We start from the raw sequence: 11,153 nt of genomic DNA, 5'->3' as shown, positions 1-11,153 counted from the left end.
GCATGCCCGCCTCCCCCGCGCACCCCCTCCGCGTGCGGATGCAGCCGCGCGCGATCGACGAGGCGCACCGCGTCTCGAGTCCGCTCGAGCTGCTCGTCGACCTGACCTTCGTCGTCGCGATCGCGCAGATCGCCCAGCAGCTCGCACACGCGACCGAGGAGGGGCACCTCGCCGAGGGGCTCCTCCCCTTCGGCATGGTGTTCTTCGCCATCTGGTGGGCGTGGATGAACTTCACCTGGTTCGCGTCCGGGTACGACACCGACGATGTGCCGTACCGGCTGCTGACCCTCGCCCAGATGGCCGGCGTCCTGGTGCTCGCGGCGGGAGTGCCGGCCGGCTTCGAGGAGGGCGATTACCGGGCGATCACCATCGGCTACGCGATCATGCGGTTCGCGCTGGTGAGCCAGTGGATCCGCGTGGCCGTGTCCACTCCGGAGCACCGCACCTCCGCCGTGCGCAACGCCGTCGGCTTCTCGATCGTGCAGGTCTGCTGGCTGCTGCGGCTGCTCCTGCCCGAGGAGGTCGGGGTGGTGAGCTTCCTGCTCCTGGTCGTCTGCGAGCTGGCCGTGCCCCTCTGGGCGCAGCGGGCGGGCGACGCGAACTGGCATCCGCACCACGTCGCCGAGCGGTACGGGCTGTTCACGATCATCCTGCTCGGCGAGGGCGTCCTCGCGGCGGTGATGGGCGTGCAGCGGGCGGTGACGGAGGCGGGCGTCAGCGCCTCGCTCGTGCTGGTCGCGGCCTGCGGGCTGGTGATCGTGTTCGCGCTGTGGTGGCTGTCGTTCTCGCATCCCTCCGGCGAGCTGCTGGAGCGGCGGCGCGGCCTCTCCTACCGCTGGGGCTACGCGCACTTCGCGGCGTTCGCGGCCCTCGCGGCGCTGGGGTCCGGGCTGGAGGCGGCCGTCGCTGCGACCGCGGGCCACCTCGAGGCGTCCGACACGGTGATCGGCGCGGCCGTCGCGGTGCCGGTCGCGGTCTTCGTCCTGACCCTGTGGGCGGTGCACGCGCCGCTCGGCGAGCACCAGCCGATGCCCGCGCGCCTGACGCTCCCCGGTGTCGCGCTGGCGCTCGCGACTCCGCTCGTGGCGGGACTGCTCGGCGTGGGCGGGGTGCTGGTCGCGCTGGCCGCGGTGTCGGCGGGGCTGGTCGCCGCGGTGGTGGGGCGCGGGCGCACCGCGGAGTGACGGGGTCGGCGGGCGAGGCGCGGAGCCGTCGCGAGAGGCGCGTCCGTCACCTCGAGACACCGCCCTCGTCGGCGAGACGCCGGCCTGGCGGCGGCGTCCCGGCGGGAGCGGGACGCCTCGACGACCGCGTCGCGGCAGCGGCTACCCCCGGCGCGGCAGCGGCTCCGGGCGGCGGGGCACCCAGCAGCGGACGCGCGAGCGGTAGCGCTCGAAGTCGGCGCCGAAGCGGGCGGCGAGATCCGCCTCCTCCAGCGGGCGCACGGCCTGGTTCCAGCCGACGGCGCCGAGGAGCGCGTACAGCACGACCAGCCACGACGAGAGCAGCAGCCCGACCGCCGCTCCCTGCACGATGCCGGCGACCGCCATCGGGTTGCGGACCCAGCGGTAGGGGCCGGCGATCACCAGCCGATTGGTCATCGCGATCGGCAGCGGCGTGCCGTCGCCGAGGAGCGACATCGTGAGCCCCGACCAGATCCCGAGCGCGCTCGCCGCGACCAGCAGCAGGACGCCGACGCCGACGACCGCGGGCGGCGCCGCTCCGAGGCCCACGCCCCAGCGCTCCTCCAGCGCGGCGATCACCAGCGGGACGACGACCAGCGCGCCACCCCAGAACACCGCGATCTGCCCGAGGGTCGCGGCGAGGTGCGATCCGGGTCGGCGGCCCGCGGTCGCGACCCGGAAGGTGAAGGGACCGGAGGCGATCCAGCGCGTGGGCACCCGGCCGAGCAGGAGCAGGCACGCCGCGACGACGGAGCCGCCCGCCGCGGCGATCATCGCGACGACGCCCCAGCCCGCCTCCCCCGTCAGGGTGGCCCAGACGGCCAGGGCGACCGCGACGAGGAGCGTCCAGGCCGTCGCGGTGACGGCCGCCCAGCGGATCCCGGCGGCGGCGAGAGCGGAGGCGCCGACGAACAGCGGGAGGTCGAGAGCCGCGACAGGGACGGGATCGAGGCTGCCGAGCGTCGCGATCCGCACCGCGGGGACGAGCGCCACGGCGACCCACCAGGCCGCGCCGCCGAGGGCCTGCACGGCGAAGTAGAGGCGTCCCCAGGGCATGGCTGCACGGTACTTCATAGCTGAACCCAAGGAACGACCCAGGGCGTTGACGGGCTCAGCGCCCTAGGCTCGGAACCAGTTCCCGCCGCCTCCACGAGAAGCGGCCCACCACGACGCCAAGGACGACGCCGATGAACCGCACGACCGTGATCACCGCACTCGCCTGCGGGCTCCTCCTCACCGCCGCCGCAGCCACTCCCGCTGTCGCCGCGACCTCGGACACCGCCGGGGACTCCACCCGCTCCGTCGACGAGTTCGGCGTTCTCGCCGCGACCGACGGCGACACGCTGCTGATCAACGGGCGCGCCTTCCTCCTCGAGTAGGTCCTCCCCGCCGGGCACGGCCTCGAGGACGCCACTCGCGGCGCCGGCCTCCTGATCCGCCGCCGCGTCGACGTCGACGCCGCCGCGGCCGTATTCCTGGTGACGACGGTGCACGGCTTCTCGGGGCCCGAGATCCTGCCCGCCTACCGCGAGGCGCTGCGGCATCCGCGCACCGCGCACCTGGTGTCGATCTCGGACAGCGACCGCTCCCCCGAGCTCGACTACGCGGCGACGGTGCACCACGGGATCGACGTGGACGGCTTCCCCGCCGGATCCGGAGGAGAGGACCTCGTGGTCCTCGGCCGGATCCACCCCGACAAGGGCACGGCGGAGGCGATCCGGATCGCCGCCGCGGCCAGGCGCCGCCTCCTCATCTGCGGCATCGTGCAGGACGAGCGCTACTGGCGCGAGGAGGTCGAGCCGCTCGTCGACGGGACGCGCGTCGTCTACCGCGGCTCGGTCGGGCCGGAGGAGCGGGCCCTCGTGCTCGGCGGGGCGCTCGCGCTCCTGCATCCGATCGGCTTCGACGAGCCGTTCGGCCTCTCCGTCGTCGAGGCGATGGCGTGCGGGACGCCGGTGATCGCGTACCGCCGCGGATCCATGGCCGAGATCATCGACGAGGGCGTCACCGGGTACGCGGTGGGCTCCCTGTCGGAGGCGGTCGCCGCGGTCGAGCGGGTCGGGCTCCTCGACCGCGCGTCCGTCCGGGAGACAGCGCGCCGCCGCTTCGCGGTGGATCGGATGGTCGACGAGTACCTCGCGGTGTACGCGGGAGTGCTGGGGCGCTGACGTCGGCGTCACATCGGCATCGGATGCTCGCGTGACTCCCGGCCGTCTGCACCGAGTCGCCCGGGAGGGCTCGTTCTCGACGCGGAGAACGAGCCCTCCCGGGCGACTGAGCGATGCTGATAGGAAGAGGCCGTGCCTCGACCTCATCTCTTCGTCACCCGCGGGAGCCTCCTCCACTTCGCCTGCGACGCGTGGCTCCTGCCGACGGACCGCTTCCTCTCGTTCACGGACTTCTGGCGCGGGGTGCCGCAGCTGGAGGATCGCGCACGCGCCGCGCTGACTCCGGAGTTCTCGGACGGCCGACAGGCGGCACTGCCGCTCGCGCCGCGCAACGGCGAGCCCACTCCCGTCCTCACCGCCGTCCCCGATCGCGCCGTGCACGACGCCGAGGACAGCGAAGGACTCGCCGACATCGCCCGCCGCCTCCGGGCGTTCGTCGAGGTCGCCGCGCGGACGGCGACGAGAGATCGGCGCACGAGGCGGCCGCTGCCGCTCCTGGCCGTGCCGCTCTTCGCGACGGCGGGAGGAGGATCAGGGACCCTCCGCGACGCCGTGCTCGCCCAGCAGCTCCGCGTGCTGCGGGAGGCCGCCGAGGCGTTCCAGGTCGACATCGCGATCGTCACCCTCCGCGCCGACGTCCACGCCTTCGCCCAGTCCAGGCGGCGACTCGATCCCGCGACGTCCTGGCCCGAGCTGGAGGCTCCGGCCCTCGAGGAGGCGCAGAGCCTCGCCGAGCGCGCCCGGCGCCGCCGGCTCGTGCCCTTCCTCGGCGCCGGGACCAGCGTCAGCGCCGGCGGCCCCTCCTGGGACGGACTGCTCGAGGAGCTCGGCCGCGAGATCGGGCTCGACTCCGAGACGTCCGCGGTCCTCAGCGGGAAGAACGTGCTCGACCAGGCGTCCTACCTCGCGACGCTCTTCGACGAGGAGCAGCCCGGACGGTTCGCCGAGGCCGTCGCCCGTGAGATCGGATCCCTCGAGCGGTACGGTCTCGCTCCGGCGCTCCTCACCGCGATCGACTCCGAGCAGGCCATCACGCTCAACTACGACCGCCTCTTCGAGACGGCGTCCGAGGACGCGGGCGTCCCCCGCGCCGTCATCCCCGGCGACCACGAGGGCGACCACGAGCGCTGGCTGCTCAAGCTCCACGGCACCGTCGACGATCCGTCCTCGATCGTCCTCACCCGCGACGACTACCTCGGCTTCGACTCCTCCCGCCGCGCCCTCTCCTCGATCGTGAAGGCCACCCTCGCGACCCGGCACCTGCTCTTCGTCGGCTTCGGCCTCACCGACGACCACTTCCACGAGATCGTCCATGACGTCCGCCGCGCGTTCCCCTCCTCCGCCTCGGGAACGCTCGCGACCGCCCTCACCCTCTTCGCCGATCCGCTCGACGAGCGCCTCTGGCAGGGGAGGCTGCGGCTCGTGCCGATGCTGCCGGTGCCCCGCGATCCGTCCCGCGTCGGCGAGGCCGCCCGCGTCCTCGAGATCTTCCTCGACGCCCTCGCCGCCTTCGCGACGGACGCCCACTCGTACCTCCTCGCGCGGGGGCACGAGAGCGCGATGACCGAGGCGGAGCTGCGGCTGCGGGAGCGGCTCACCGCGCTGCTGCGGGAGGCGACGGCGGAGGAACGGGCGACCGGGGCGTGGCAGGAGGTCGCGGGGATGAGTGAGCGGCTGGGTGGGGACGGGCGCTAGCTCGGACAGCGCTCGTCGCTCGAGGGCCGAACGGCCGAGCCGGCGGTCGTCGGCGAGTCCTGCGCGGATGGACGAAGGACCAGCGGATCGACTGATCGCGGGCGAGAGGTCACCGACCTCCCGCCCGGCACCGCTCAGACGGCGTGGTGGAGCTCGACGTTGTCCTGATACTCGAAGTGCGTCTGGACACGATCCGAGACGTCGATGTTCTGCAGCTTGCTGGACGCGGGGATGAAGCCCACCAGACCAGCTGCCGTCTCACCGGCCTGAGCCGTCCGGTAGACGAACTTGAGGATCGCGTCGTTGCGGGAGTGGTAGCCGTAGACCGCTTCGTCGACCGAGGCGGTCAACGAGTCCCAGTTGCTCTTCGCTCCGATCGCGGTGCCGAGGAGATGTGCGGCCTGGATCCGCGGCCCTCCGGGCTTCGTGCCCATGGACTGCGCGGCGACGACCATCGCCCTCGCTCCCAGACTGTGACCGATGAGCACGTATGACTCCGCGTTCGTGCGTGCGAGCAGATCACCGATGATCACGCCCGTCTTGTCGGCGCGGTTCTTCGCGACGTGCCAGGGGTTCCTCGCGAGGTCCGAGGCGATCATCGCCGGCCCGGCGACGCCTCCGAGAAGCTTCGCCCCCGCCTTGTGCCCGAGCGCCGCCGCTCCTCTGAGCAGCCCCATGGCGACGCCCTTGCCTGCTGCGCCCAGGGCGAGATCCGTCAGATCCCGCAACTCCTTCGACCCCCATCGGACGCGGTAGACGGGCGAGTCCGGGTAGCGGGAGTCGACGATCGACTTCCACTTGCCCCACCGCTCTCCCTCACCGTCGGTGAGGAACCCGTTAGCGACGACCACGGGGACGCCGCCCGTTCCCGGACGGAGCAGCTCGATCTGGAACGACTTGTCCTCGCTCAGGTAGGCGTTCGCGACCGATGCCCCGAGGACACCTCCCACCGCCGCTCCGACGGCCGTCACGACCGCCGTGCCGCCGGCCATGCCGAGCCCGCCCGCTGCGAGGGTGCCGCCGCCGAGCAGCGCGAGTCCGTGTGAGCTCGCCGCTGCGCCGGTGAATCCGCCGAAGACGCCGAGCGAGCCGATCGCCCCGCCGATGGCGGGAGCGGCGAGGAGAGCGACCGGCGCCGCCATCGCGAGGACAGCGATGCCGCCCACGATGATCTTCGAGGTCGCGTCGAGGTCGGGCTTCTCGTATTCGAGGAAGGCCTCGTAGTCGTGCAGCTCGCCGAAGGTCCCCTGGGCCTTCTCGAAGCCCGGGATCTCGTGCTTGTGCTCGGCGCAGAACTGGGGGACGCGCAGAGCGCCGCGCTCGCGCACCGCCATGTTGCCGCAGCCCACAGCCACGCACGGGAGCGTCGCGGATCCGCAGCCCTGGCAGACGTAGACGGGAAGCTGCCCCGCGGGACGGTTCGACTTCCGGTGCTCGGTGTTGAAGAAGCACGACGAGCACCATCCGTGCTGGACGTCCAGCAGCGAGACGTCGTCTGCGACGTCCGCGATCCACTGCGCCGTCTTCGCGTACGTCTCGGCCACTTTCTGTGCGGTCCGCCGCTCCTGCTCCACCTGCTGGAGAGCTGCCTTCTGCTCGGCCGGATCCGAATGCGCGAGAGCCTCGGCATTGGACGTCATCCGGGCGCGGTACCAGGTCTTGGCGTACGCCCACATGTTGCTGCGCAGTGCAGGATTGCTCTCGAGAACGCCACCGCTCTCCGTCACCGGCTCGAGATCGGTGAATTCCCCCGCAAGGGAGAGAGTCGCCCCCTGATCCGAGACCACATCCACTCGGAGACGGGTTCCTTCGACGACATAGGCGTGCAGTGAGCCGGGCATGGGTTGATCGTGCCATACCGGTCGAGGTCCGGTTCGCTGCGGAAGGGCTGTCGCTTCCTTCTCGATCGGTCGCCGTCCCGTTGGATTCTCCGCGCTCATCGCGTCGGACTCTCCCCCGTACCAAGACCGGAGCAGACGGACTCGAAGACGGTCAGTGACACCCCCTCTTCTCCCGGCGCGAAAAGGGAGCCGATGCGGTGAAAGTCGGTACCGTCCGACAGACTCACCGGAACGACGAAGGGGACGAAGTGCAGTTCACGATCAACGGCGCCACCTACGAACTCACACGGGAACAAGTCGAGAGCACCCTCGCCCGTACCGCGCCGGCCGAGGTGAGCACGTACTCCGTCGAGGTGAGCGGCAGCCGCTTCCCCGTGAAACAGGTGATCTCCGAGGCCACCGGTCTGCAGAGGAGCGAGTTCACCTCCGGCCAGGCACAGCGGGTCCTCACAGGGCTCGGATTCCTGGTGCTCAGCACTGCTCCGGGAGCTCGAGGGCGCATCTCCGGTTCCACGCGGTCCTTCGACGGCGTCGAGTGGGGGCTCGCCGCATCCGAGCACGGTTACGAGGAAGCGTCCTCGGGCAAGCTGCATCTCCCAGGATGTGCTCACGGCGTGACGACTCCGATCCGCATCTGGGCTCAGGACGAAGTGCTGAAGGCCTGGGGTGCTGCGCCGGATGTCGATCTCAGGACGCTGACGCGACCGGGATGGTGCTCGGACTGCGCGGCCATAAGAGGAACGACCGACCCCGGCGTTCCAGCGGAGCAACCGGAGACGTCCGGACGGACGGGCCGGGCGGAGCGGACGGCGATCGCGCAGGCCGCCCGGGTCGTCCTCGACGGTGGTCTCCGACGCCAGGCCTCCGCGTTCGACGGCCGGACGGTGACCTGGACCGCTGATACTGCGGCGGCACTCCGGCGAGCGATCGAGACACCCGGGTCGACCGGCACTTTCCGTGAGCGGATCGCCGAGCAGATGACTGATCAGCCGAGGGCGGTCGTCCTGCTCGCCGCTGAGCTCTGCTTCCTGCAGCGCCTCCCCCTCATCAACATCCGGGCGCAGACGAAGCTCGCTCTTCTGCAGGAGATCCTCGACGTGCTGCCCGATCGCCCCCGGGTCCCTGATGTGATCGTCGACGCCCTCGACACTCGCGGCGTCTTCAACGGCGGTCAGGGGTTCAACCAGCAGATCGCACAGCATCTCCTCTGGTTGTGCGATTTCGTCCGGCAGTGGGACGCCCTCGCGTCCGATCATCGCGAAGCCGCGCTCGGCGATCCCTGGCTCTTCCGCGACCGCACGCTCGACGTACAGGGTGATGCTCCACCGATCCGGAGCTCTCTGCTCGCTCTGGCCTGGCCGAGCTGCTTCGAAGCAATCGTCTCCGTCGCGCAGAAGCACGCGATCCGCGACGCCTTCGCGGGAGCGCTCCCGACGGTGACGGACGACGTCGACCGCGATCTGCTCGCTCTGCGGGACAGCCTCGACCCGAGCGGCGAGCTCGACATCGCCTGGTACTCGCCACCGTGGGACGCGGAATGGTGGCTTGCGGCACCGCAGACCGAGCATCGCGGCTGGGCCGTACCCTCGGCCGCTCCCGGCGCGCCACTCGCCCTCCCAGGCCTCCACGTCACGCTCCCGCCGGATGGCGGTCGAAGCGGCATCCGCGACGAAGCGCTCCGTTCATGGAGAGACTGGCCGACGTCCGGGGCCGGTCCGCGACCGCTCATCACCGATCTCCTCACCGAGGTGGATTCGGCTGCGCAGTTCCTCGTGACGATGGCGGCCGGCGACCAGGTCTTCGTCGACGGCTCCGACGACGTGCACTGGGGCGTCATCGGAGAACTCGATTCCCGAGGACGACGCGGCGTCGACTGGCGAACGCCGGTCTCGAGGTCGGAGATACCGAACGCCGTCCTCGACGTCCTGTCCGGCAGCGCTCCGATCACCGACGTCGGCTTCCTGATATCGCCGCCGATCGCACCGACGCCCGCACCTCCGCTGTCCGGCCCCCTCCGCCTCCCCCGCAGCACGCCCGAACTCGCGGGTCGCCTGCATTACGACTCACTGTGGCTGAACGAGGTGCTGGGTCTCCTCGAGGAGCGTCGCCAAGCGATCTTCTTCGGGCCTCCCGGAACGGGCAAGACCTATCTCGCCCGTGCTCTCGCCGACTTCATCGCGCCGAAGGGCGCGGTCCGCATCGTCCAGTTCCACCCCTCCTACTCCTATGAGGACTTCTTCGAGGGGTTCCGGCCGACGGTCGATGAGAAGGGGTCCGCGAGTTTCCGACTCGCACCGGGGCCGGTACGTCTTCTCGCTGCTGCGGCGGCGGCGAACCCGACAGTGCCGCATGTGCTGATCATCGACGAGATCAACCGGGCGAACATCGCGAAGGTGTTCGGCGAGCTCTACCTGCTCCTCGAATACCGCGACGCCGGGGTCTCACTGCAGTACTCGCCGGAGGAGGACTTCCGTCTGCCCGAGAATCTCTTCGTCATCGGAACGATGAACACGGCAGACCGCTCGATCTCCCTGGTGGACGCGGCGATCAGGAGGCGGTTCTCGTTCGTCGAGCTGCACCCCGCAGAGGAGCCGGTACTCGGCCTGATCGAGCGATGGTCGAAGGCGCAGCACCATGAGATCAGCCGAAGTGCTCTGCTGAGGCAGCTCAACGAGCGGATCGGCGACCTCGACCGCGATTTCCAGATCGGCCCGTCCTACCTCATGGGCGCTTCTGCCCGCACGGACTCCGGATTGGCGAGGATCTGGGAGTACGACATCCTTCCGCTGCTCGACGAGCACTACTACGGACGCTTGTCTCGCGCGGAGGTCCGGGCGACGTTCGGTCTCAGCGCTCTCGAGCCCGGTGCTGTCGCGGATCCGGACGAAGCGGTCGACGACGCTCCGGCCCGATGACCCGCGTCGAGTTCGACGAGAACGGCGGCTGGACGGCGGTCTCGTTCGACCCTGAGGTCATCGGTCGCGTATGCAGCGCAGGGCTGCTCGAATCCCGCATGACAGCGTCAGGCGCCGAGGTGAAGCCTCAGCTCAACAGGATCGGGGCGATTCGGATCGATGGCGACGAGGTCGTCGTCCGTCCGAAGGCCGCCTTCTCCTCGGTGCTCTTCATGCTGGGGTACGCGGCGGACCCGGGCTTCCGACCGGAAGAGGTCTCCGGCGACGGCCGGGAGATCTTCCCCGCGGTCGCCGAGACGTACGCGCGCATCGCGGAACGTGCACTCGGGCACGGCCTCCTGCAGGGGTACCGACGGTACGACGAGAGCGCCATGACGGTGCGCGGGCGGGTCCGGTTCTCCGACCAGATGTCGCGCCGCGGCGGACGACTCCTCCCGATCGAGCTGACGGTCGACGACTACTCGGCCGACATCGTCGAGAACCGGATCCTGCGTGCGGCCGGCCGGCTGCTGCTCGCCGTGCCCCGCGTGTCGCCGGACGTCCGGCGGCGCCTGGCGCACCTCGACTCGAGACTGTCGGAGGCAGCCCTCCTGCGGCCAGGGACGATGACACCGTCGTGGCAGCCGTCGCGGCTGAACCAGCGCTATCAGCCCGCCCTGCGCTTCGCCGAACTCGTGCTCGCACGCATCACGCCCACCACGACGAACGGCGGCCACACCGTCGCCTCCTTCGTCGTCAATATGGCGGAGGCGTTCGAGGCATTCGTGACCACGACTCTGAGCAGCGCTCTCTCAGGGGTCTCGCGGGGCGTCAGTATCGGTCAGTTCCCCGCTCATCTCGATCTCGAACGACGCCAGCCGATCCGACCCGACTTCGTCCACGTCGCCGGCGGCCGACCAGTGGTCGTCATCGATGCCAAGTACAAACTCGGGCCACCGAGGGTCGAGGACCTCTACCAGATGCTGGCCTACTGCACAGTGCTAGGGCTGGCTGAAGGGACGCTCGTCTACGTCTCGAGCGCCGGAGACCCGAGTGATCGGACAGCGACGGTGAAAGGCTCCGGTGTCGTGGTTCGGACGGTGCGGATCGACGTCACGAGGCCGCCCGCCGAGATGCTCGCTCAGCTGGACGACATCGGTCGAGCGGCTGCCAGGCGGGCAGGGATCAATACTTCTTCCGGCCTCTGAACTCCCCGCCTCGTCGTAGGGCCGCCTGCTCCATCGGACGACTCAGCCCAGACGGCCCGTCGCCTCAATCCCGCAGCACCCCCCTCACACCTTCCGGTCAGGCTCCGCCGACCGAGCAGCCCTCTCCACGTCGGGATCCCATGTCCTCTCCTGCGCGCCACAG

General features: G+C 70.7%; 8 protein-coding genes. 6 read left to right on the top strand and 2 right to left on the bottom strand.

The genetic code is table 11. The features are described from left to right. The first annotated feature begins 2 nt into the window (after nucleotides 1–2). Nucleotides 3–1,184 carry a low temperature requirement protein A gene (locus C5C44_RS13995; protein ID WP_219827856.1) on the top strand — a complete coding sequence of 394 codons (1,182 nt, stop codon included), beginning with the start codon at nucleotides 3–5 and terminating at the stop codon, nucleotides 1,182–1,184. Between the two features lie 141 nt (nucleotides 1,185–1,325). On the opposite strand, the gene C5C44_RS13990 is transcribed toward C5C44_RS13995, so the two are convergent. Beyond that, on the bottom strand, nucleotides 1,326–2,240 hold the full coding sequence (locus tag C5C44_RS13990) for an isoprenylcysteine carboxylmethyltransferase family protein (RefSeq protein WP_104336043.1): 915 nt from the start codon (nucleotides 2,238–2,240) through the stop codon (nucleotides 1,326–1,328). Between the two features lie 131 nt (nucleotides 2,241–2,371). Here C5C44_RS13990 and C5C44_RS13985 point away from each other — a divergent pair, with 131 nt between their 5' ends. The 3 genes from C5C44_RS13985 (at nucleotide 2,372) to C5C44_RS13975 (ending at nucleotide 5,047) form a co-directional block, all read left to right on the top strand. After that, nucleotides 2,372–2,563 carry a hypothetical protein gene (locus C5C44_RS13985; protein ID WP_104223384.1) on the top strand — a complete coding sequence of 64 codons (192 nt, stop codon included), beginning with the start codon at nucleotides 2,372–2,374 and terminating at the stop codon, nucleotides 2,561–2,563. A gap of 99 nt (nucleotides 2,564–2,662) precedes the next feature. Then, the gene (locus tag C5C44_RS13980) at nucleotides 2,663–3,352 is read left to right on the top strand and encodes a glycosyltransferase (protein WP_258066748.1); all 690 of its coding nucleotides are present in this window, start codon (nucleotides 2,663–2,665) and stop codon (nucleotides 3,350–3,352) included. 132 nt (nucleotides 3,353–3,484) lie between these two features. Further along, nucleotides 3,485–5,047, top strand: a complete 1,563-nt coding sequence (locus C5C44_RS13975) for an SIR2 family protein (protein WP_104336041.1) — start codon at nucleotides 3,485–3,487, stop codon at nucleotides 5,045–5,047. A 134-nt stretch (nucleotides 5,048–5,181) separates the two neighbouring features. Here C5C44_RS13975 and C5C44_RS13970 read toward each other — a convergent pair whose 3' ends face one another. Further along, nucleotides 5,182–6,888: a DUF726 domain-containing protein gene (locus C5C44_RS13970; protein WP_219827855.1), complete on the bottom strand. Its 1,707-nt coding sequence runs from the start codon at nucleotides 6,886–6,888 to the stop codon at nucleotides 5,182–5,184. 977 nt (nucleotides 6,889–7,865) lie between these two features. Between C5C44_RS13970 and C5C44_RS13965 the strand changes: the two genes are divergently transcribed. Both C5C44_RS13965 and C5C44_RS13960 read left to right on the top strand, forming a co-directional pair. Next, nucleotides 7,866–9,803, top strand: coding sequence for an AAA family ATPase (locus C5C44_RS13965; protein WP_146078875.1), 1,938 nt, complete (start codon nucleotides 7,866–7,868; stop codon nucleotides 9,801–9,803). Continuing rightward, nucleotides 9,800–10,990 carry an McrC family protein gene (locus C5C44_RS13960; RefSeq protein ID WP_104234076.1) on the top strand — a complete coding sequence of 397 codons (1,191 nt, stop codon included), beginning with the start codon at nucleotides 9,800–9,802 and terminating at the stop codon, nucleotides 10,988–10,990. Before C5C44_RS13965 ends, C5C44_RS13960 begins: the two co-directional genes overlap by 4 nt. Nucleotides 10,991–11,153: the final 163 nt, after the last annotated feature.

Source organism: Rathayibacter sp. AY1F6, assembly GCF_002932035.1.
Classification (GTDB): Bacteria; Actinomycetota; Actinomycetes; order Actinomycetales; family Microbacteriaceae; genus Rathayibacter.
This window is presented reverse-complemented; position numbering and strand designations above follow the sequence as displayed.

Bases quoted from the DNA above. Each gene is read 5' to 3' on its own strand.
- C5C44_RS13995 (WP_219827856.1), top strand. From the start codon at position 3: ATGCCCGCCTCCCCCGCGCACCCCCTCCGCGTGCGGATGCAGCCGCGC.
- C5C44_RS13990 (WP_104336043.1), bottom strand. From the start codon at position 2,240: ATGCCCTGGGGACGCCTCTACTTCGCCGTGCAGGCCCTCGGCGGCGCG.
- C5C44_RS13985 (WP_104223384.1), top strand. From the start codon at position 2,372: ATGAACCGCACGACCGTGATCACCGCACTCGCCTGCGGGCTCCTCCTC.
- C5C44_RS13970 (WP_219827855.1), bottom strand. From the start codon at position 6,888: ATGCCCGGCTCACTGCACGCCTATGTCGTCGAAGGAACCCGTCTCCGA.
- C5C44_RS13965 (WP_146078875.1), top strand. From the start codon at position 7,866: ATGACTGATCAGCCGAGGGCGGTCGTCCTGCTCGCCGCTGAGCTCTGC.
- C5C44_RS13960 (WP_104234076.1), top strand. From the start codon at position 9,800: ATGACCCGCGTCGAGTTCGACGAGAACGGCGGCTGGACGGCGGTCTCG.